The organism is Curtobacterium sp. MCBD17_030 (assembly GCF_003224255.1).
Lineage (GTDB): Bacteria > Actinomycetota > Actinomycetes > Actinomycetales > Microbacteriaceae > Curtobacterium.
On sequence record NZ_QKLI01000031.1, the window covers coordinates 1 to 21,281 of the forward strand.

22 protein-coding genes, 1 rRNA gene and 1 pseudogene are annotated in these 21,281 nt (G+C 67.0%); 15 read left to right on the top strand and 9 right to left on the bottom strand.

Annotated elements, in window-relative coordinates; all coding sequences use genetic code 11:
- The first annotated feature begins 272 nt into the window (after positions 1–272).
- The 11 genes from DEI89_RS16615 to DEI89_RS16660 all read left to right on the top strand — a co-directional run bounded on the left by DEI89_RS16615 (position 273) and on the right by DEI89_RS16660 (position 8,479).
- Positions 273–413, top strand: coding sequence for a YydF family exported signaling peptide (locus DEI89_RS16615; RefSeq protein WP_110905174.1), 141 nt, complete (start codon positions 273–275; stop codon positions 411–413).
- A gap of 59 nt (positions 414–472) precedes the next feature.
- Positions 473–1,426 carry a YydG family radical SAM peptide epimerase gene (locus tag DEI89_RS16620; protein WP_110905175.1) on the top strand — a complete coding sequence of 318 codons (954 nt, stop codon included), beginning with the start codon at positions 473–475 and terminating at the stop codon, positions 1,424–1,426.
- A gap of 52 nt (positions 1,427–1,478) precedes the next feature.
- Positions 1,479–2,177, top strand: coding sequence for a site-2 protease family protein (locus DEI89_RS16625; RefSeq protein ID WP_110905176.1), 699 nt, complete (start codon positions 1,479–1,481; stop codon positions 2,175–2,177).
- On the top strand, positions 2,170–2,856 hold the full coding sequence (locus tag DEI89_RS16630) for an ABC transporter ATP-binding protein (protein ID WP_110905177.1): 687 nt from the start codon (positions 2,170–2,172) through the stop codon (positions 2,854–2,856). Before DEI89_RS16625 ends, DEI89_RS16630 begins: the two co-directional genes overlap by 8 nt.
- Complete coding sequence (locus DEI89_RS16635; RefSeq protein ID WP_110905178.1) at positions 2,840–3,595, top strand: hypothetical protein; 756 nt, start codon at positions 2,840–2,842, stop codon at positions 3,593–3,595. The genes DEI89_RS16630 and DEI89_RS16635 overlap by 17 nt, the downstream gene beginning before the upstream one ends.
- Before the next feature lie 584 nt (positions 3,596–4,179).
- Entirely contained in the window at positions 4,180–4,629 is a 450-nt protein-coding gene (locus tag DEI89_RS16640; protein ID WP_181421710.1) for an N-acetylmuramic acid 6-phosphate etherase, read from the top strand.
- Between the two features lie 46 nt (positions 4,630–4,675).
- Positions 4,676–5,710, top strand: a complete 1,035-nt coding sequence (locus tag DEI89_RS16645; RefSeq protein ID WP_110905179.1) for a PTS transporter subunit EIIC — start codon at positions 4,676–4,678, stop codon at positions 5,708–5,710.
- Between the two features lie 95 nt (positions 5,711–5,805).
- Complete coding sequence (locus tag DEI89_RS17465) at positions 5,806–6,075, top strand: hypothetical protein (RefSeq protein WP_146236835.1); 270 nt, start codon at positions 5,806–5,808, stop codon at positions 6,073–6,075.
- A gap of 354 nt (positions 6,076–6,429) precedes the next feature.
- Positions 6,430–7,167: a BglII/BstYI family type II restriction endonuclease gene (locus DEI89_RS16650; RefSeq protein ID WP_220033239.1), complete on the top strand. Its 738-nt coding sequence runs from the start codon at positions 6,430–6,432 to the stop codon at positions 7,165–7,167.
- Positions 7,168–7,206: 39 nt separating this feature from the next.
- Entirely contained in the window at positions 7,207–7,869 is a 663-nt protein-coding gene (locus tag DEI89_RS16655; protein ID WP_110905180.1) for an MT-A70 family methyltransferase, read from the top strand.
- A gap of 277 nt (positions 7,870–8,146) precedes the next feature.
- Complete coding sequence (locus DEI89_RS16660) at positions 8,147–8,479, top strand: hypothetical protein (RefSeq protein WP_110905181.1); 333 nt, start codon at positions 8,147–8,149, stop codon at positions 8,477–8,479.
- A gap of 10 nt (positions 8,480–8,489) precedes the next feature.
- On the opposite strand, the gene DEI89_RS16665 is transcribed toward DEI89_RS16660, so the two are convergent.
- Genes DEI89_RS16665 through DEI89_RS16675 form a run of 3 tightly spaced genes read right to left on the bottom strand, consistent with a single transcriptional unit; the run spans position 8,490 to position 12,776 of the window.
- Positions 8,490–9,641 carry an McrC family protein gene (locus DEI89_RS16665; protein WP_110905182.1) on the bottom strand — a complete coding sequence of 384 codons (1,152 nt, stop codon included), beginning with the start codon at positions 9,639–9,641 and terminating at the stop codon, positions 8,490–8,492.
- Positions 9,642–9,663: 22 nt separating this feature from the next.
- A complete protein-coding gene (locus tag DEI89_RS16670; RefSeq protein ID WP_111045196.1) occupies positions 9,664–11,781 on the bottom strand; it encodes an AAA family ATPase in 2,118 nt (705 codons plus the stop codon).
- On the bottom strand, positions 11,778–12,776 hold the full coding sequence (locus DEI89_RS16675) for an EcsC family protein (protein ID WP_110905183.1): 999 nt from the start codon (positions 12,774–12,776) through the stop codon (positions 11,778–11,780). Before DEI89_RS16675 ends, DEI89_RS16670 begins: the two co-directional genes overlap by 4 nt.
- Positions 12,777–13,152: 376 nt before the next feature.
- On the opposite strand from DEI89_RS16675, the gene DEI89_RS16680 reads away from it, so the two are divergent.
- Entirely contained in the window at positions 13,153–13,656 is a 504-nt protein-coding gene (locus tag DEI89_RS16680; RefSeq protein ID WP_258366524.1) for an HNH endonuclease, read from the top strand.
- 123 nt (positions 13,657–13,779) lie between these two features.
- Positions 13,780–14,292, top strand: coding sequence for a GIY-YIG nuclease family protein (locus DEI89_RS18345; protein WP_375334567.1), 513 nt, complete (start codon positions 13,780–13,782; stop codon positions 14,290–14,292).
- 165 nt (positions 14,293–14,457) lie between these two features.
- Here DEI89_RS18345 and DEI89_RS18280 read toward each other — a convergent pair whose 3' ends face one another.
- The 4 genes and pseudogenes from DEI89_RS18280 to DEI89_RS16695 form a co-directional block, all read right to left on the bottom strand.
- Positions 14,458–14,844 carry a zinc-binding dehydrogenase gene (locus DEI89_RS18280; RefSeq protein WP_309146541.1) on the bottom strand — a complete coding sequence of 129 codons (387 nt, stop codon included), beginning with the start codon at positions 14,842–14,844 and terminating at the stop codon, positions 14,458–14,460.
- Between the two features lie 253 nt (positions 14,845–15,097).
- A pseudogene (locus DEI89_RS18285) lies at positions 15,098–15,280 on the bottom strand (alcohol dehydrogenase catalytic domain-containing protein); the annotation flags it as partial.
- Between the two features lie 128 nt (positions 15,281–15,408).
- Positions 15,409–15,714 carry a hypothetical protein gene (locus DEI89_RS16690; RefSeq protein ID WP_110905184.1) on the bottom strand — a complete coding sequence of 102 codons (306 nt, stop codon included), beginning with the start codon at positions 15,712–15,714 and terminating at the stop codon, positions 15,409–15,411.
- Positions 15,707–16,540 carry a hypothetical protein gene (locus DEI89_RS16695; RefSeq protein WP_110905185.1) on the bottom strand — a complete coding sequence of 278 codons (834 nt, stop codon included), beginning with the start codon at positions 16,538–16,540 and terminating at the stop codon, positions 15,707–15,709. Before DEI89_RS16695 ends, DEI89_RS16690 begins: the two co-directional genes overlap by 8 nt.
- 131 nt (positions 16,541–16,671) lie before the next feature.
- Here DEI89_RS16695 and DEI89_RS16700 point away from each other — a divergent pair, with 131 nt between their 5' ends.
- Positions 16,672–19,113, top strand: a complete 2,442-nt coding sequence (locus DEI89_RS16700) for an excinuclease ABC subunit UvrA (RefSeq protein WP_110905186.1) — start codon at positions 16,672–16,674, stop codon at positions 19,111–19,113.
- A gap of 62 nt (positions 19,114–19,175) precedes the next feature.
- The gene (locus DEI89_RS16705; RefSeq protein ID WP_110905187.1) at positions 19,176–19,691 is read left to right on the top strand and encodes a very short patch repair endonuclease; all 516 of its coding nucleotides are present in this window, start codon (positions 19,176–19,178) and stop codon (positions 19,689–19,691) included.
- A gap of 295 nt (positions 19,692–19,986) precedes the next feature.
- Here DEI89_RS16705 and DEI89_RS16715 read toward each other — a convergent pair whose 3' ends face one another.
- Both DEI89_RS16715 and rrf read right to left on the bottom strand, forming a co-directional pair.
- A complete protein-coding gene (locus DEI89_RS16715) occupies positions 19,987–20,919 on the bottom strand; it encodes an NADP-dependent oxidoreductase (protein WP_110905188.1) in 933 nt (310 codons plus the stop codon).
- A 124-nt stretch (positions 20,920–21,043) separates the two neighbouring features.
- Positions 21,044–21,160: ribosomal RNA gene (gene rrf, locus DEI89_RS16720) — 5S ribosomal RNA — on the bottom strand.
- Positions 21,161–21,281: the final 121 nt, after the last annotated feature.

Consider the following 21,281-nt stretch of genomic DNA (forward strand, 5'->3'; position numbering starts at 1 on the left):
GGCGAGCTCGACGTCCTGCGGGGGCTGGACCTGCTCGCGCCGGCGGCTCGACGGACGTGGACGGAGCGACTCGTCGCGGTACCCCTGCTCGCGCACCCGTGGCCACAGAGGCACTGAGCGAGCCGATCGACGACACGCAGCAGCGTCGTGGCAGCGTCGCGGCGAGATCGTCGCGCCCGAATCACGGAAGTGCTGGTCTGATGTTCTGGATTTGAGTATGGTGTTGCACGCCCCGCCCCGTGCCCGTCCCAACGAACCCGAAAGGAGGGAACATGCAGAACAACGAGAGCGCCAACATGCTCCAGAGCTTCACGCTGGACGACAGGGTCGCAGAACTCGACGTCGTGGACGACCTGTGGTATTTCGTCGTCGGAAGCGGCGGCGCCGTGATCGTCGGCAGCGGTAAGGGCTGACCAGTCCGGGGATCGGGGCGGGGCCCCACCGTTTCCCGACAGCAACACGAGGACAAACCATGGCTGACCCACGCTGGAGCGTCGGCATCAACTTCGATTCGAAGTGCAACGCACGATGCGCACACTGCTGCGTCAGCAGTTCCCCGAACGCGACGGCCAACCTCGACGACGACCTGGTTGACAACATCGTCGACGAGCTCCTCCGCGAACCCAATGTGCGCGAGATCGGTCTCACCGGCGGAGAGCCCCTCATCCGGCGGGCTCGAACGATGTCGATCATCGCCCGGATCACCGCCAGCGGACGAGTGGCCTCGTGCGTGACCAACGGCTTCTGGGGGGTCACACGGCGAGCCGCAGACCGAGTCCTGGCCGAGTTCGAGGACGCCGGACTGCGGGAGCTCACGCTGAGCTACGACGACTTCCACTCGCCCTACGTCAAACCGGAGCGGATCAGGAACATCCTCGATGCCTCGCACGACAGACGTATCAAGGTCGTACTCAACATGTGCGTGAGTCGGTCGCAGGACTCTCGCGCACTGCTGGCCGAACTCGGTGACAGTGTGCATGGCGTCCAGATCACCCAGTTCCCCGTCGTTCCTGCCGGCGAGGCACGATCGCTTCCGGAGTCCGATTTCCACCGCCGCCCGATCACCCGGGGCATGCTGCACTGCCCGGGGAATCAGGTGATCTTCCACAACGACGGCAACGTGTACCCATGCTGTTCGCCGCCGATCTTCGACACGAGGATGACACTCGGCCGGGCAGGTGCACAGTCGTTCCAGCAAGTGGTCGACACGTTCGAGCGCAATGCCCTGCTCGGGATCATGCAGCGCGAGGGGTTCCAGTGGTTCATCGACGCGATACGGCGGGTCGCACCGGACGCACCCGCCGCCACGGTCACCGAAGTGGTCTCGGCCTGCGAACTGTGCTCGATCGTATTCAGGGACGAGGAATCGATCGCCCTCATCAGGCCACAGGTCGACGCGTACTGGGCAGCTGTCGATGCGGCCTGATCAGGTCTACGCCGATGATCGATGCGAACTCCGCATCTCTGGTGGACACGCGGTGGTCTTCGATCGCCTGGAGCGTGCCTACTACCGCGCCCCCGTCGACTCGTTGCCCGAGTCGATACGGACCGCCGCGCGAATCCGGCGGTCGTCCGTTCCGACCTGGGCTGCGTGGAGCACCGCCGGAACGCTCCCGGCACTCCTCGCAGTCAATGCGATGCTCCTGCCGACGAGCACGACGCCGACGGACTCGTCAGCAGCGATCGCAGCGGCCGTCTACCTGGTGTTCTCCGTCCTCATCCACGAAGGAGCACACATCCTGGTGCTCCGTGGATTCGGCCGCTCGGTAGATCGTGTCGGGTTCAAACTGAGCTACCGGGTCTTCCCGGCGTTCTACGTCCGGATGAACCAGAGCCTGCTCCTGAGTAGACAGGAACAGGTCATCGTCCATGCTGCCGGCATCCTGGCGAACCTCGCCACCAACGCCCTCCTGCTGGTCGGGAACACCTGGGCCGTTCGGTCCTCAGGCATCGAAGTCGCGGCACACCTGGTCTTCATAGCGGTGGCCTGGAACGTCGTACCGATCTTGAACTCCGACGGTTACCGGGTGCTCCTCGCCCTAGCCGGCGTCGACGCTGCACGCAATCTCCCGGCGAACCCCCCGTGGCTGATCGGCATCAAGGTCGCGGGCGTCGTCTTCATCGTCTTCGTGGTCATCCGCACCATCCTCACACTGACAAGGAACCTCATTGCCTGACCTCCTGACGATCCAAGGCTTGACCGTGCGGTTCGGCCGTCAAACCGCCGTCGACGACCTCTCACTGACGATCGAGGACCGGGGCCACGTGATCGGGCTGTTCGGTCAGAACGGGGCTGGCAAGAGCACACTCATACGGTCGATGTGCGGGGTGATCAACAGGTACCGCGGAGTGCTCTCCCGCCACGGCAACTCCATCGCCTACCTCCCCGACGCACCATTCCTTTACGGACACCTCCGACTCGATCAGTGCGTCGCACTCGCACGGCAGCTGTGGTCAGACTTCGATGCCGACGTCGCTCGGAGGATCTTCGCCGAGCTCGGTCTTCCCGATGACCTCAGGGTCAGCCAGGCATCCAAGGGGATGTCGGAGCAGATCCACCTCGGCCTCGTCCTGAGTCGACGCTGCCATCTGTACGTGTTCGACGAACCGCTCGCCGCTGTCGACCCCTGGACACGGGACCGCTTGGTGCAACTGATCGGAGAGCACCGCTTGCCAGGTTCCACTGCGCTCATCTCGACGCACCTCGTGGCAGGACTGGAAGACCTCTTCGACGAAGCGATCGTCGTGCACGACGGTGCGCTCGTCCTGCACGAAGACGTCCATGCGATTGCTGCACGCGGCGGTCTGGAAGCACGAGTCAAGGAAGTGATCTCCGCTGATGCTCTGGCGCGTTGAGTTCCGCAAGCACCTGCCGGTGTTCGTCGCCGCGTACCTCGCCACGACGGTGACCGGCGTAGCCGCCGTGCTCGCATCCAACATCGTCACCTTGGACGTCATCCGAGCGCTGTGCACCTTGTTGTGCTGGAGCGCGACGACTGTCTACTCAGCCGTCGTGGTGTTCGCGTTCGTCGTTCTCGGGCGTGACCAGCTGTTCCAGATCAGCACCAGAAGTCGCTGGCAGCTCGTCGGCCTCAAACTGGGCGTCCTCGCCGTGTTGCTCACCGTCCAGCACCTCCTGACGGTCGGTCTGCAGCTGCAGAGCCTCCTCGAACCCGCAGGAGCAGACGCGGCAGCCGTGATCGGGTACGTGACGCTGGCGAAGGTCGTTTCGATCGCGGCGTTCCTGCTCTCGGTGACCTTCCTCGCAACGCTGTCGAAAGTGCTCCGTGGTCGAGGAGTTTCGACTTCGTTCTTCGCCGTCGGGCTGCTCGTCGTCATCGGCGTGCAGGCCGTCTTGCTCTGGCGGATCGGGGCGCCGAACACGCAAGAGTTCTTCATCGGCGTCGGGGGGCAGCTGTTCACGGTCAACCTCTACGCGAACATCCTGCCGCTGACCCTCACTGGTCCGAGCGGTGGCTTCCTGCCGCCGATCTCGGGTCTGTCGATCGTCTTGAACCTGATCGCCGCGATCGTGTTGGCCGCTGCTTGGGCTGTCCTCGCCAAAGTTCGTAGGTTCGACTTCCTGCCGCTGTGAAGTCGACGTCGTCACCTCGAGGTCGTGCCGGCTGTCTCCGTGTCGATCGACGAAGAGCGGGCGCGCTTGGTGCCCGTCGCCTCAGCGGGGGCGATGGTGCAAGCGCACGACGACATCCTCGAGTACGCGGTGGTGCAGCTACGGGAGGACCATTCACGAAGACCGAGCTGCGACGGTTGCGCGAAGTGGTGCTCGGAGTGGAGTTGCAGCCGGACATGTTCCGAAGGGCGACCGTGGGGCGGCTCGTGGCCGCGGAGGGCAACCGGGCGAAGGGGCCGGGAACGCCGGCAGGGCTGTACCGGGTGGGGTGAGGGGCAGCGCTGCGCGAGCCGTGATCACGGCGCTGCGCCAGTGCCCAGGTATGAACCGCGCTCCCGCTTTCGCTCGGCGCCCGGCTCCGCGCCCGGACTCGAGCACCGCGAAGAGGGCTCGACTCTCGCCCGTGATGAGGTTCAGTAGCCGACTTCGGCAACGAACGTCTGGAGACGTTGCAGGCGCTCGCACGGCGCAGTCCTCGGACTGCCGCTCTACCTGATCCCGACGACGTGGTCGTCGGGATCAGCGCGTCCGGCCGGACGCCCTAGGTGTACCCGGCCGTCCTGGAGGCACAGCGCCGCTGCGCCCTGTCGGTCTCCGCCGCGTGCAACCCCGACTCGGCCGCGGGGCGGGAGGCGGACATCGCCATCGACGTCGTCGTCGGTCCCGAGTTCATCGCCGGGTCGACCCGCCTGAAGGCGGGCACCGCGCAGAAGCTCGTCCTGAACATGCTCACCACGCTCGCGATGGTGCGCAGCCACAAGACGTACGGCAACCGCATGATCGACGTGCGGGCGACGAACGCGAAGCTCGTCGCCCGGGCGTTCTCGCTCGTGCAGGACGTCACGGGCGCTGCCTCGACCGAGGTCCAGGCGGCGCTCGATGCCTCGGACGGTGAGGTGAAGACCGCCATCGCCGTGATCCTGACCGGCGCCTCCGCTGCCGACGTGCGTGCTCGCCTCGATGCTGCTGCTGGCTCGTTGCGCGCCGTGCTGTAGACCTCGTTCCCCCTTTTCCGTTTCCTTTCCCCCGAGGAGCACAGCAATGCCCGATGCACAGCAACTCGCCCAGCAGATCCTCGACGCCGTCGGCGGTTCCGCGAACATCGCCGACGTCGAGAACTGCATGACCCGCCTGCGGGTCGAGGTCGTGTCCGACTCCTCCGTCGAGCTCGAGGACCTCAAGGCCACCGACGGCGTCATGGCCGCCATCGCGGCCGGCTCGAACCTGCAGATCGTGCTCGGCCCGGGTCTCGTCGACCGCGTTGCCGACGGTCTGGAGGCCCTGCGCGCGGCCGCCCCGTCGGCTGCGGCTGGTGGGCCTGGTGCGTCGCCTGAGGAGCTCGCTGCTCGCGGCGCGTCCATCAAGGCGACCGCGCGGTCCCGTTCCGACGGTCGCACCATGCGCGCGATCCGGAAGATCTCCGCGATCTTCATCCCACTCATCCCCGCACTGATCGCCTGCGGTCTGATCGCCGGGATCAACGGCATCCTGACGAACCTGGGGTGGGTGCCTGCGCTGACGCCGTTCCTCGGCGTGCTCTCGTCCGGCTTCCTGTCCCTGCTCGCCGTGTTCGTCGGAATGAACGCCGCGAAGGAGTTCGGCGGCACGCCCATCCTCGGCGGCGCGGTCGGCGGCATCATCGTCGCGGCCGGCGTCGCGAACGTCACGGTGTTCGGCGAGACCCTGGCTCCAGGGCAGGGTGGTGTGCTCGGTGCGCTGGCCGGCGGCATCCTCGCCGCGTACGTCGAGCGGTTCATGCGCCGGGTCACGCCGGACGTCATCGCGCTCATCGTCGTGCCGACCGTCACCGTCCTGGTCGCCGGCTCGATCACCCTCGGCGTGCTCATGTCCGTCGCCGGTGTCGTCTCGGTCGCGATCGGTACTGCTGCGACCTGGCTGCTCGCGAACGGTGGGGCCTTCGCCGGCTTCGTGCTCGGAGGTCTCTTCCTGCCCCTCGTCATGACCGGCATGCACCAGGGGCTCATCCCGATCCACACCACCTTGATCGACCAGACTGGTTGGAACGTTCTGCTGCCCGTGCTGGCGATGGGTGGTGCCGGCCAGATCGGTGCGTGAGACGAAACCAGCAACCGACGCGTTTGCCCTGGCCGCGAACGCATTCCGCCTCGTGTTCCCGCCGGGCATGGAAGGAGCAGTTCGACCAATGTGTGATGATCACTCTTGTTCTCTTGATGCCCCCGTTCGAGAAAGGCGGGCAGACATGGGCTCTCGGCGAACATGCGAAGGCTCACGTGCAGTTGATAAACGCCCTGCGCGCCCTTGAAGGGCGAGAACAGATCAACGAGCCGACAACGAACCCGAACCTGCTGAAAGACGCTCGCAAGATCGTCGCGAGGCTCGCCCACGACTTGAACAAGGACTCCACTCATGGAAAGCACGCAGTTGGAGCCGACCAAGCTGAGCCGGGGAAGTCAGCATAGGGCACGGAGAAATCCCCGCACGGCTCCGTATGGCGGTAGCATGAGCTGGCGATTTCCACTTCGACGAGGACTCCATATTATCGCTGGTAGTTGGGTTTTAGTCAAATTGGCCATGTCATGAGTCCTTTTCTCTAGAAGCTAGCCGTTCGTGATTTCCTGCACTCGGCAATTTCTTCCGGAGTGTCGCCGAACGCCGATGGGGAAATCTGCGTCCCGCCTGCGGCGCAGACCTACTTCGAGTTCGGGCGCCGCCTAAAAAGGGAAGACCAACAGGTCCGGCGCGCGTCAAATGTGACTCGCGGCACCCCCCGGTTCGCGATCGGCGAAGTGAGGCATCCGCACTAACATGAAGCTGTGTACGTCACTAGCAGCTTCCGCGATCCTGCCGTCATCCCTCCCGACTTGATGCGCCGCTACAGATGGATAGAGACCGGCAACGCTGCCGCCGTCCTCAACGCGGTGGCCACGACCGAGTTCCACGAGTTCTTGTACGTGCTAAACAACTTCACCCTGCATCCGAACGAGTGGCTGCGTGCCGGCGGCAACAAAGGAGACCTGACAGATGCGCTCGATCAGCAGTTCCGGCGGATGGGCTGGGAAGAGACGCGCATCGACTTCGAGATCAAGGGCTACTTCCACACGGACTTCCATCAGCAGGGAGCCGGGACAGTCGGCCGGAGGATTGTCGAGGTCCCAGCGGTCTACAGCGAGGGCTTCCGAGTCGACAACCACAAGGGCCGCATGATCGTAGACGTTGAGTGGAACGCCAAGGACGGGAACCTTGATCGCGATCTGGCGGCGTACCGGTCTTGGCACGAGAACGGGCTTATCGACGGAGCGGTCATCATCACCAAGGATCGGTTGCCCTTGCTCAGGCTGGCACGCGACCTATGGGCTGAGTACCAAGACACGCTGCCCGACCACCTGAAGTCGAGCAGGCTGCCGATCGACCTTTCGACGTCAACCACCACGTCGCTCGACAAGGCCGACATCCGTATGCAGCGCGGAGGGGCGGGCACGTGTCCCGTCCTGATCGTCGGGATCTCGGACGCTACCTGGGACGGCACACGCTTCGACCCGCCAGTCGTCTAGGCAGTCGACGTCTGAGGGCTCCAATAGACTTGCCCGGCTATGACGACACCTCTTCGCGCGGACATCGACCCGACGGTCCCCGTCCCCCTGCCCACGATCGAGGACGGCTTCAAGACGATCCTTGCCGACCCGCCGTGGCGCTTCACGAACCGCACAGGCAAAGTCGCGCCCGAGCACCGTCGCCTCGACCGGTACGACACGATGACGCTGAACGACATCAAGGCAATCCCGGTCGCTGACCATGCGGCTAAGAACGCGCACCTCTACCTATGGGTCCCGAACGCGCTCCTGCCTGAGGGTATGGAGGTCATGAAGGCATGGGGCTTCCGGTACGTGAGCAACGTGGTCTGGGCCAAGCGTCGCAAGGACGGTGGGCCCGACGGACGGGGCGTCGGCTTCTACTTCCGTAACGTAACCGAATTGATCCTGTTCGGCGTGCGCGGGTCCATGCGCACGCTTCCGCCCGCGCGAAGTCAGGTCAACATGATCGAGACGCGGAAGCGCGAACACTCTCGCAAACCCGACGAGCAGTACGAGTTCATCGAGTCTTGCTCCCCCGGCCCGTATCTTGAGATGTTTGCCCGCAATGCCCGGCCCGACTGGCACGTCTGGGGCAACGAGTCCGACGTCGAAGAGGTAAGAGGCAAGGTTCACCGTGGCTACGGCGGCGGAGCGATTGAGCGGCCTTCAAGCGCCGAATAGACGCGCGGCGTGGACGCACGTTTCTGGATCGCAGAATCGGTTCTGTATGCGGCGTCAATCGACGGGAGAACCGTGTCCGGCGATTATTGTCGGATGATTGATTCCGAGAGTCCCGAGTGGGGCACGGGGAAGCGCAGCTTTCTTGAGTCGACGGAACAGGCCGTCATGGCGGAGTTCCCGTTGGCGTCCGACTTGAACAACGAAAGCGTGCGCCGGCATCGGGTACCACCTGCTCGCAGACCGCCGCTGGCCCGGCAGCCGCACAGCACAGGTCGACATGGTCGTCGTCGGCGTCTTCATCGTCGTTACCAAAGCCTGGCGCGAGGTCGCCGTCCACGGTGACCGAATGACCCGCGGCCAGGAGGACGTCACCGACGACATCGTCCGCTTCGCCGACCTCGCGTACAGCACCGACACGGCGCTGGCGGACACAGGCCGGGCGCCCGGCGAAATCCATGCGGTCGCCGCCCTGGCCGGGCAGAAGCGGATGCACACCCGCGTCGCATCACTCGACCTGATCGGGGAAAACGATCTCGTCGGGCACATCACCGAGCGCGGAGCCCGACTGTCGGTGTCCCAACGCCATCAACCGGTTCATCGGTGCACTTGACACCGCCTGGTCAGGACGGGGCCGCGGTCGAGGAAGCCGCACCACGAGCGAGCTGTGATATCTGTTGCTTCATGTCGGTGAAGGGAAGGTTCAACTGCACGACCGTCCGAGATACAGCGGGCCCTGCGATCACCTGGAGCGCACCAGAAGGCACCTCACCCGCCGCGTAGACCAACCACCCCTCTGCCAAGCCGAGCCTTCGGCAGTATGCGGCCATCTGGTACAGATCAGCGTTCGGATACTGCCCGTGCTTCTCGACCTTGTACTTCACGTCGATGCACGCCCGTACCTCCCCGTCGACGAGCCACACCAGGTCCGGTGCGATCTTCACCGCCCTCTCGACGTCGAGCGTCGACTGGTACTGCGACACGAGCACTCCCCCATACGGCTTGAACGCCTCGCGCAGAGCAGCCGACACGAAGTCCTCGAACACCGACCACATGTCGACGAGGAACCCCGATGCGACGACCGACCCGGCACGCTGCTCGACCGACGACCCCGACAGCACGAGTGACGCCGATGCCAGCGCCGACGAGTACCGCGCGTTTCGTCGATCTGCCCGCACCACCGGCACCGGCACCCCGACCGGGATCACCGACACTCCGTCGAGCACCCGCACGATCCGCCGCAGCGCCCCGAGGACATCGGCCGGCACACCTGGCAGTCGCAACAACCGCGTCGCTGCGGTCAGCAGTACCTGGTTCTCGACGATGTCCTCGACGTAGTCATCGAACGACACCTCGACTGGCAGCGGCTGCCCGCCCCGCCGTGTCAGCTGGTCCCCGATCCGCCACCGACCACGCACGAGCGGCAGCGCGTCCTCGCGCGTGACGTACCCACGAAGCGGTCCTCCGGCCAACGCCCGCGAGGCCAGCCGTACGAACGCGTACGCCAATGCCGGCACGAGGTCATCGTCCTCCTCGAACCCGAAGTCGTCCTCGGTCCAGATCGCACTCCCGGCACGGGCGTACCCGAGCATCGCGAACAGCCGCCGCACCGGCGTCTTCGGCTTCAACCACACCGTGTGCCCGGCGATCCGCACGACGCCGACCTTCCGGACACCGCTCACGCGGTACTCGTCGGTGCCAAGCGTCGGTGCGACGGTCGCGATGTTCGCCGTCGCAAGACCGACCGCCACCGCGCGCGGCAGCCGGTGCACCACCGGCTGGTCTGCTTCCCGCAGCTCAATTGTCGACGGAAGCACCTTCGGCCCCGTCCGCAGCGTCGCGTGTCGCCTGGCGACGCAGCGTCGCCAGGCCGTACCGCGCTTCCAGGTCGACGCCTTCGCCGTAGTGGTGCTCCGCCAGGAGCGGCAGGATCTCGTACCGCCACACGTCCTGCAGCCCGGTCCCGGCGAGATCGCGCATCAGGAAGGACGGCCCGACTTTCGCATCGTGGTCCTGGATCTGCGCGTTGAGCCGTGACAACAGGTCGGCACGATCATCCTGGAGGCCTTTGGTCTCCACCCAACGCGACAACACGTTCTGCACGGGCTCGCGTTCGGGGTGCAGCTCGATGAACGCGAAGCGGCGCCGCATGGCGGCGTCGAGCATCGCGATCGAGCGATCGGCGGTGTTCATCGTGCCGATGACGAAGATGTTGCTCGGCAGGGTGAACGGCTCGTCGCTGTAGAGCAGGGAGATCTCGCTGTCGCGGTACTCGAGCAGGAAGTACAGCTCGCCGAAGACCTTCGCTATGTTGCCGCGGTTGATCTCGTCGATGACCAGGAAGTAGTTCGCCTCCGGGTTGGCGGCGGCCGCGTCGGCGAGGCGCCGGAGTGGTCCCTTCCGAAGGGTGAAGGCGAGGTTGCCGCTGTCGTCGTTGGCGACGGGGCGGAAGCCCTCGAAGAAGTCCTCGTACGAGTACGTCGGGTGGAACTGCACGATGGTGGTCTCACCGTCGGTACCGTCCGTCACGTGCTTCGACAGCGCTTGCGCCAAAAAGGTTTTGCCGGTGCCCGGCGGACCGTAGAGGATGACTTGCTTGCGCCGCTCGATGAGGTCGAGGGTGTCCTGTAGCCAGGGCTTCGGCATGTGCAGATCGTCCGCCAACCACTCGGCCGCGTCGGGGAAAGCGGATCGCTCAGTGGTCGGTTCCGGATCGGGCTCGGGCGACGGCGTTGGGTCTGGCTCCGGTCCGGGGACCGGAGCTGACTTCGACTGCCACCGGCTTGCTAGCGGCTCAACGTAGTAGAGCGCCGGGCCTTTGGCTTTCTGCTGCAGCGCGAGAGTGATCTGTTGGAACGCGGCGTCCGCATCGTCGTCCATCTGGCCTTCGACCTCGCCGGCGAAGGCCAACCGAATCGCTTCGCGGTTGTCACTCGACACGACCTCGCCGTAGACGCCTGGATGCACCAGATACAGCAGTTCGTTGCGCTGGGTCGGAAAAGCAGAGCCGGGGAGCGAGTTCACGAAGTCGCGCCAGGCCCACGGGTCCTCCAAAGCATGTTCGCGCTTCTCAGCCGTCAGATCGATCCAGCGGACCGCGCACTCGACGACGAGTGACAGTGCCTTGTAGAGCTGCACCGACATTGCAGTTCCCGGGTTGAACGACCATGAGCGGAACGCCGCGTCGATCTCTGTTGGAATCGTCACCGGGTGTTCCATGGCATCGAGCAGGAACGAGACTCGCTCCCGTTTCTTGCGCTCCCCTGGCGTCTGCAGCGGCAGGATCTGCCAGCAAACAAGTTCGGCCATCAGCAACTTCGCGTCGTCGCTGGCCTCGCCGAACTGGTTGCCGAGCTTCGCCAGGAAGTCCTGGCCGTCCGCTTTGGGTTGAGCCAGAAATCGCTGCCGGAGCTCGTCCGCGACGTCCTGGCGCCAGACCGATCGCCCCGGAGCGAAAACCGAGTCGAGTGCTGCGAGCCCCCTGTCGACAAAGAGACGCTCGGTCGTTCGGATCACTTCCGCTCGCCGATCTGGCGGAACGACTTCCGTGCGCAGCCGAAGTGCAAGATCTTCGCGTTGCGCCTGCTGAAACGCGCGCTCTCGCTCGTTCAGCGTAGTACCGAACTCTTCAAGGGACAGCTCAGGGCGTGCGACGTCGCTGCCCTCATCCGTGACGATCCACTCGCCGCGACGCGGCTTCTCCATGAATCCAGCGTGAACCAGAGCGGTAGTCCCCCACAGGAAGTCCGACTGACCTTGGGGTTCCCCACTGCCGTTGAGCTCTCGCTCGTCGCCTTCGAGTGGGACAAGGTCTTTCACGTGGTCCCAGACCTCGAGTCGTCGACCGACACCCTGCTGATCGAGATATCGCAGCGCTGCGCGGAGTCGCTCGAGTCGGTTTTCGGTACGCGTCATGCGTGGTCCTCGAAGGCGTCGTCGTCTTCTTCGAGCAGGGCTGTCGGCATTGGTAGCCCGTACTTCTCGCTGAGGAACCGCGTTTGGCAGTACCGCTTGGCGTCCTCCGCCAGCTGTCCGAGAACGGCGGCATTCACCCCGGCCCCGATCACGATGCCGACGAAAGGCACGACCTTCGCGACGCTTTGCACGGAAACCCGTCCGCCGTTTACGCCGACCTGTTGCATCAGCTTCTCAAGAGCGGCCAGGAGCCGGTGGTCGGCGCGGAGTTTGTTCGACCATCGGACTCGGTCTTTCGCTGCCCACGCCGCTCGCGATGCATCCCTTATCGGACCTGCCTTGGCGGCCTGTGCGATGAACGACCTTCGGACGATCCGCTGGATGAACTCTTGCTCCTCAGGGTCCTTCGCGTCGTATCCGTACGAGTACGCCACACGAGCTGCGATGGAGACGCTCAGAGCCTGCACAACAACGATGTCTGCAGTGATCGCGATCGGGATACCCGCTACTGGTACCAGTGCGAGTGCTCCCATCGCACCGCCTTCAACGGCTCCGGCCGATCTCCAGCGCAGGGTGTTGAGCGTCAGGAGGCGATCACAGTCTCGGAGGTCACGCCAGCGAAGGTCAGTGAACGCCTCGACGTCGAATCCGCGCTTACGAGCGAGTTCTTCCACCGCCTTAGGGTCATTCAGCTCGACGACCCAGTCGTTCACGAGGTTCAGGAGAGCCACCGCCGACTCGAAGGCCGGCTTTATTGCCGCATCCGCGACGGCGGTGCTTGCGCGGCGGATGGGCTCCTTGATCGGTTCCGGAACCTTCTCGACGACGCGACCAGCGCCCTTCCGCGCCGCGGCCCCTCCACGGTCGATCGCCTCGCTCACCCAGTTCGGCAACCCGCGAGCGTTGTTGCGTTTTTCCCAGTAGGTCCCCAGCCCGTCCCAGACCTTCTCTTCATACGCGCTCATTCGTCGGTCGTGGACGACTACTTCACTCATGCTGTGGTCCTCCCGGCTTGTGCCACTCGAGACATTCTGGCGGACTCGCGCGACGTTTCGTCACTTCCTTCAAAACTCCGCGTCGTGAGTACGGCATCCCGCACAGTTCAGAAGCGATGTGCACTCTGCAGTCGCCTCAGTAAGACGACTACTGTCGCCCCGCCGTCCCAGCGGAGCTACTGAGCCGCCGTCGGAACCAGCTGAGTGAATCAGCGCCACGCACACCGAGGTAGCAGGCGATGGGTTGCACGGCCCACCCCGAACGGGTGCTAGACGGCCTGCCAATTCCCGACCAGGATTGACGGCGGAAAACAGGAACGAAGTTAAGGGGCGCTCAGTGCTGCGCAGAGCCGAGAACGTGACGATGAGGCACCGCGTGAACCTCTTCACTCGGAGGGGTCGGGTCGAGCTCACCGTTGGCCGCTCGACGTACTACGTCGGGTCGAAGCTACGGAAAGACGAGCTCTCCGCTGCCTTCGCGACATCAAACCGCAACCCGGTGAAGGTCGGACGTGTCAAGGAGCGCCAGTACTGGTGGTTCCGCGGCCGTTGGTTCTGGGACAACGACAATCTGCTGCCGGAGCAGGTCTTCGCGCTTCTCGAGACACGCGACCGTCGGCAGGCCTCGACCATCGCTCGAGCCCACACCATCGCCAACAGCCCTTCGCAGCCCGTGCAGTACCGTCGAGGCGCGATCCCGCGGGATGTGAAGCAACTCGTTTGGGCTCGCGACGGTGGCCGATGCGGCACCTGCGGCTCGACCTCCGAGTTGCAGTTCGATCACATCATCCCGGTGTCGCGAGGCGGAAGCAGCGAGCCAGAGAACCTGCAGGTGCTGTGCGGGCCGTGCAATCGCCGGAAGGGTGCCGCGGTTGGCTGAGCGCTCGCTGCGGACGGACGATGCCTAGGTTGTTTGCATGAGTCTAGATCTCCTCAGGTCCATCTGAACGATGCAGGACAGGCGCTGCGAGCCAATCCATTTCCTGTTAGCTCGGCCGAGCGGATGCCGACCGGTCCGGGTCTCTATGCGGTCTGGTCCAACGAGGAAACGTGGTCTGAACTCGGACTTGAGTGGCGGGGACCGATCACTCCGCTCTATGTCGGCAAGGCCGAGGAAAGCCTTCGCAAACGTGAGGTCGATACGCACTTCGCCGCGGGGAGTAGTTCGGCCTCGAAGACGGGGTCGTCCACGGTGCGCCGCTCCTTCGCAGCACTCCTGGCACCGTCCTTGGGCTTCCGGGCCATCCCGAGGAACGTCGAGAAGCCGCGGCACTTCTCGAACTACGCCCTACGCTCGGACGATGACCTCCGTCTGACCGCGTGGATGCACGAACACCTCCTGCTGTCCGCGTGGGCAAAGACTGCGGAGTTGGCTGCTCCTCTCCGCTCGCTGGAGGCACCCGTCATCGGCGAATGGGATCCGCCGATCAACATTCAGGGCGCCGCGAGCTCTCGCGCTGGGCTCAAAGCCGCACGCTCGGTGCTGAGTGCACAAGCGCGGTCTTGGACGAACTGACCTCCACGGGAGCCCGCACGCTCTGACTGTCTTGTCGGGCCACCTACCGGTTGGACACCTGCTCGACGTGGGCGAAGCACGAGAGCCTTGCCACCGAACGACGGAAGGCGCGGCACCAACCGGCGCCGCGCCTCCCGTCCATCACCACGTCTTCAACTCACCAAGTCAGCACAAACCGCCCCCGCCTCCCCCGGCCTCCAACCGCTCATGCGCCTCCACAGCCCGAGCAGCTGGCAGCACCTCGGCGACCCGCGGCGTCAACGTCCCACTCTCCACCGCATGCCGCAGCTGCTCGAGCTTGTCGAACGACCGGTACTCCGAGAAGACCATGACCTGCACGAACTCGATCCCCCGAGCCCCGTTGCCCTGCCACCCCGCACGTCGAAGAACACTCCGCCGTCGCGAACGGCGTCCACCACCTCGTCGCGCTGCACGGCGTCGGCGAGCGCATCGACCCCGTCCGGCACGAGCGCACGGACAGCGGAAGCGAAGGAAGCACCACGTGGTCCGGCCCGAGCGACCGCACCAGCGCTTCGTCCGCCGGAGCAGCATCCGCGATCACGGTCAGCCCGGCGGCCTTCGCCAGCTGCACCACGTAGTTCCCGAGCAGCCCCGCGGCACCGGTCACGGCGAGCGTCTGCCCCGGCGCGAGCGAGGCGTGCGACAGGATTTGCAACGCCGTCAGCCCGTTCATGGGCACGGTAGCCGCAGCCTCGATCGACGTCCCGCGAGGGATCCGTGTGAACGACCCCACCGGCGTGACGAGCTCCTGCACGTAGGCGCCACCATGGGCACTGAGCGGCAACGCCATCGCCATGACCTCGTCGCCGACCTGCCAGCCGGTGGCGTTGGGCCCGACCTCGTCGATGACGCCGGCGCAGTCCATCCCCGGCACGTACGGCGGCGAGGCCTGCGAGCTGTCCCGCTGGCCGGCACGCACCCCCGTGTCGGTCGGGTTCACGGCGAACGCCTGCACCCGGATCCGCACGGACCCCGAACCGGCGTGTGGTTCCGGAACATCGTGGACTCCCCTGATCCAGCTGCGGGAGGCCCAGCGGCGGAAGGACCCGGCGGCCGGGCAGCCTCAGCGCACCGTGCAGGAGCGGCCGACCGGGGTCAGTCCCACGTCGCCAGCGCCACGATCATCGAGATCGGCAGCGACACCGCGAGCACGATCCCGACGACGATCGCCAGAGTCCTCGCTGTCCGGACGCCCTGCTGCCCGACCCACACGAGCAGCAGGATCGCCACGAGGTAGACCGGCACGACGAGCAGCAGCGGCACGAACCCGAGCCCGGTCCACTCCACGAGCGCGCCAGCGAGCAGTTCGTACCCGGTGCACGCTGCCGACACCGCGAGCGCGACCCGCACCTGGGTCGATGCTCGGTGGTTCGGGACAGCGGTCACGTCCTGCTCACTCATCGTCGTACCCGTTGCCGGGCCCTCCCGCCAGGCAGGTCGTCTCGACCATCACGTCGCCCGAAGCCCTGGTCACGCTCGCGTTCGCCTCCGCGAGCCAGTCGTCTCCGAGTGCGCGGACGTCCCACCCGTACGGGTCGGCGTCGTGGAGCCCGGCATCGCGGAACACCTGGCGTACCGGAGCCAACTGCCGCTCGATCTCGTGCCCCGGCAGCTGATCGGCTTCCCGCTCCGCGTCGGTCTGCGGCTCACCATCCGGGTCGGAGGGCACCGACCATCGCCACATGTACTGCGTGCCCTCCTGCAGGTTCGACAGCGGGCACTCGAGGGTGACCTGGACGACGTCCCGGGAACGCACGCTTTCGCCCAGCGCGCGCACGGCACGCTCTCCGACGCCCGCGAGGTCCTGCTCCGCCTCGATCTGCGTCCTGCTCGTTTCGAGCTCGGTGAGTGGTTGCGCACGGCGCTCGGCATCCGCAGCCCAGCTGCTCGCCACCCCCGTCGTCGGGTACCCGAGCGTCCCGGCCGCGAGGACCGCGAACACGGCGCACCCCACCGGCCCGACCAGCGTGACCGATCGGTCACGCCGTCGCTGCACCAGCAGCACGACGACCCCGGTGAGCGGCACCCCTGCGCACACCACCGTCACCACGACGTCACCGATCGTCTGCGCCGAGAGCGACCGGTTCGAGCTGTCGACGCCGTTGTACCCGGCGAGCGCGACGAGCAGCCACGCGATCCACCCGGCGGGCAGCAGCAGACCACTCAGCACGATCCACCCGATGCCGTTCCGCCGCTTCGGCGGCGACCACGCGTTGTCGTCGACCATTGATCCCCCGTTCCCCACCTCCACCGTACCGACTGACGGGAGGCGCAGCACCAGCCCGCCACGCGCCTGACGTCCAGCAGGGACACACCGACCCATGACCGGCCCGCCCCGACCCGCCTACGCTCGAAGTGATGCCCGCTCCACGCACGACCCGCGACTCGACCACAGCCCTCGACCCCACCACCACGAGCGACGGGTTCATCCGCGTCCGCGGTGCCCGCGAGAACAACCTCCGCGACGTCGACGTCGACATCCCCCGCGACCGCATCGTCGCCTTCACGGGAATCTCCGGCTCGGGCAAGTCCTCCCTGGCGTTCGGCACCGTCTTCGCCGAGGCACAGCGCCGTTTCCTCGAATCAGTGGCCCCCTACGCTCGCCGCCTCATCGCGCAGGGTTCGACCCCGCACGTGGAGTCGATCACGGGCCTCCCGCCGGCCGTGGCGCTGCAGCAGCGCCGCGGCGCCCCGAGCTCCCGGTCGACGGTGGGCACGCTCACGACGCTGAGCAACTCGACCCGCATGCTCTTCTCCCGTGCCGGCACGTACCCGGAGGGCGCGGAGCAGCTGTACTCGGACTCGTTCTCCCCGAACACCGTCGCCGGCGCCTGCCCGCGCTGCCACGGGTTGGGCGTCGCGCACGAGGTGACCGAGGCCTCCGCCGTCCGTGACCCGTCGTTGAGCATCCGCGACGGTGCGATCACGGCGTGGCCCGGTGCGTGGCAGGGCAAGAACCTGCGCGACGTGACGGCTGGCCTCGGCTACGACATCGAGCGACCGTGGCGTGAGCTGCCGCAGGCGGACCGCGACTGGCTGCTGTTCACCGAGGAGCAGCCCGTGGTCGAGGTGCACCCGAAGCGGGACCGGGTCGCGAAGCCGTACAAGGGGAAGTTCTGGAGCGCACGCCAGTTCGTCCTGCACACGCTCGCGGACTCGCAGAGCGAGTCGCAGCGGAACAAGGTCCTGCAGTTCGTCGAGTCGGGTCCGTGCACACTGTGCGGTGGTTCGGGGCTGACGCGGGCGGCTCTCGCGGTGACCTTCGGCGGGATGACGATCGCCGACCTCAACGCCCTGCCGTTGTCCGGCGTCGCCGAGGTCCTCCGCCCCACGGCCGAGCTGACCGACGCTGCCGCCGCCACCTCACGGACCACCTCGGGTGAGCGCACCGAGGTCGCCGTCGCCATCGCCCGTGACCTGCTCGGCCGCGTCGAGGTGCTCACCGGCCTCGGCCTCGGCTACCTGAGCCTGGACCGTGCCACGCCGACGCTCTCCCCCGGCGAGATGCAGCGCCTCCGCATCGCGACCCAGCTGCGGAGCGGCCTGTTCGGGGTCGTCTACGTCCTCGACGAGCCGAGTGCGGGCCTCCACCCCGCCGACGCCGAGCCCCTGATCCAGGTCCTGGAGGACCTCCGCGCCAGCGGCAACAGCGTCTTCGTCGTCGAGCACGACATGCGCATCGTCCGGCAGGCGGACTGGATCGTCGACGTCGGCCCGGGTGCGGGCACGGCCGGCGGCACCGTCCTGTACAGCGGACCGGTCGACGGCCTGGCTGACGTCGAGGCGTCCGTCACACGCCGGTTCCTGCAGCCGCGGGGCTCCGACCGGGAGGCCCGCCCCACCCGCACGCCGATCGGCACCCTGGCACTGCGCGACGTCACGCGCCACAACCTCCGCGGGCTGGACGTCGACCTGCCGCTCGGGGTCTTCACCGCCGTCACCGGCGTGAGCGGTTCGGGGAAGTCCTCGCTCGTCGGAGGCATCCTCCCCACCAGAGCGGTCGACCACCCGACGGTCAGCCGCGTGGTGGAGGTCGACCAGAAGCCGATCGGCCGGACGCCCCGGTCGAACCTCGCCACGTACACCGGGCTGTTCGACGCGGTGCGGACGGCGTTCGCGGCGACCGATGACGCGAAGGCCCGCGGCTGGACCGCCGGACGGTTCTCCTTCAACGTCGCGGGCGGCCGGTGCGAGGTCTGCCAGGGCGAGGGCTCGGTCTCCGTGGAACTGCTGTTCCTGCCGGGGAGCTGGGCGCCGTGCCCGGAGTGCCACGGCTCCCGGTACAACGACGAGACGCTCGAGGTCCGCTGGAACGGATCGACCATCGCCGACGTCCTCGGCATGACCGTCGACGAGGCCACTCCGTTCCTCGCCGCGATCCCCGCCGCCGCCCGCACGCTCGACGCCCTGGGCCAGGTCGGGCTCGGCTACCTGCGACTCGGGCAGCCCGCTCCGGAACTGTCCGGCGGCGAGGCCCAGCGCATCAAGCTCGCCACCGAACTGCAGCGCGCTCGCTCCGGCCACACGCTCTACGTCCTCGACGAGCCGACCACGGGCCTGCACCCCGCCGACGTCGAGCGCCTGACGGAACAGCTGTCCCAGCTGACGGATGCCGGCAACACGGTCGTCGTCGTGGAGCACTCGATGTCGGTCGTCGCCGCAGCCGACCACGTCATCGACATGGGACCGTCCGGAGGCGACGCCGGTGGCCAGGTCGTCGCAGCCGGCACGCCCACCGAGGTCGCTGCCTCCGCGGACAGCCGCACGGCCCCGTACCTCCGCGCTGAACTCGGTCTCTGACAGACGCCGTCGCCGGACGGGAGGCGCGGCGTCCGCCGCCGCCTCGGCGGTACCGTCCCGGGATGCAGCACTGGGAGGCAGACGAGGAGCGCAGCCGCCACATGGTCCGCTTCGGACGACGGGACACCGCGCCTGAGCTCGCGCTCCGTCGGGCCCTGCACGCTCGCGGTCGCCGCTTCCTCGTCGACCGTCGGATCAGCAGCCGGACGAGGGCGCGCGCTGACCTGGTCTTCCCCCGCGCGCGCGTGGCCGTCTTCGTCGACGGCTGCTTCTGGCACTGGTGCGAGGAGCACGCGCACCTACCGAAGGCGAATGCCGAGCTGTGGCGCGCGAAGCTCCTCGCCAACCGGCAACGTGACGCGTCCCACGACGCTGCCCTCCGCAGCGAAGGATGGGTCGTCATCCGGGTGTGGGAGCACGACGACGTCGACGTCGCCGCCGATCTGGTCGAGGCTGCTCTCGACCGGTGGGACCGCATCGCGTCACGACGGTCCGAGCGGACTCACCCCACCGCGGCGAACGCCTCCCGCGCGCCCGCGGAGTCCTCGGCCGGCGGCCGGCCGGACGCCTCCCGGTAGTCCCGTGAGAAGTGCGACGCGCTACGGTAGCCGACCGCCACCGCAGCGCGCGCCGCGGTCTCGCCGAGCACGACCATCCGCCGCCACGCCTCCCCCAGCCGCGCAGGCTTGAGCTACTGCGGGATGGGCATCCTCGACGTCGACGGCGGCCTCGCGTCGACGCGGCTGGGCGAGGCACGCACACGGAGGCACGCCGACGACGGACGGGAGGCCCGGGACCAGTCGGTCCCGGGCCTCCCGTCCGTCACGCGGTGACTCCCGTCAGATGCTGGCATCCATCACGTGCTGACGTCCGTCACCACGTCAGGACGAACCGTCCTCGAGTCCCGCCGGCTTCGAGGCGTTGGTGCGCCTCGGCGGCACGCGAGGCGGGCAGCACCTCGGCGACGCGAGGAACGATCGTGCCGCCCTCGACGGCGTGCCGGAGCCGCTCGAGCTTCTCGAACGACCGGTACTCGCGGAAGACCATGACCTGCTCGAAGCGGATGCCGTCCGTGCCGTTGCCCTGCCAGCCGCGGACGTCGAGGAAGACGCCACCGTGGCGGAGGGCCGGGACGACGACGTCCCGCTGGACCGCACAGTCCGCGAGGGCGTCGGCACCCTCGGGGACGATCGCCCGGACTGCATCGGCGAACGCATCGCCCCGAGGAACGACGTGGTCCGCGCCGAGGGAGTGCACGAGCGCTTCGTCCTGCTCGGAAGTGTCCGCGATGACGGTGATGCCGGCGGCCTTGGCGAGCTGCACGACGTAGTTCCCGAGGAGACCCGCAGCACCGGTGACCGCGAGGGTCTGGCCGCGCTCCAGGCCGGCGAGCTCGAGGATCTGGATGGCGGTGAGGCCGTTCATCGGGACGGTGGACGCGAGTTCGATCGAGGTACTGCGCGGGATGCGGGTGAACGACCCGACCGGTGCGACCAGGTGCTCGACGTAGGCGCCGCCGTGGCCGGTGAGGGGTAGCGCGATGGCCATGACCTCGTCGCCGACAGCCCAACCCTCGACGTCGGGACCGACCTCGTCGATCACACCCGCTGCGTCCATCCCGGGGACGTAGGGCGGAGCGGCTGCGCTCGAGTCCCGCTCCCCCGCGCGCACTCCGGTGTCAGTGGGGTTCACCGCGAACGCTCGGACGGCGATCCCCACGGACCCGCTGCCGGCGTGGACGTCCTGGACCTCGTGGACGGCGAGGGCCTCGGGCCCTCCGAACTGTGTGACTCCGACGACCTGCATGCATCCGGTCTACCGGCTGCGGCGAACGCGGTGTCCAGGCAGCGAGCAACGTGGCACACAAATGCAGAAAACCCCTGACAGAGGGAGCGGATGCTCCCCGTGTCAGGGGTTTTCATCAAGAGAAGTCCGGCGGCGTCCTACTCTCCCACAAGGTCCCCCTTGCAGTACCATCGGCGCTGAGAGGCTTAGCTTCCGGGTTCGGAATGTGACCGGGCGTTTCCCTCTCGCTATGACCACCGGAACACCATCGACCAGAACTGGTCTCAGACTGCTCCGCCGTAGCGGTATTCAGTTTGATTCCCGATCGTCTGTCGGGAACCACAAAGTGGACGCGAGCCCCAACCCCCGAAGGGGTCAGGAAA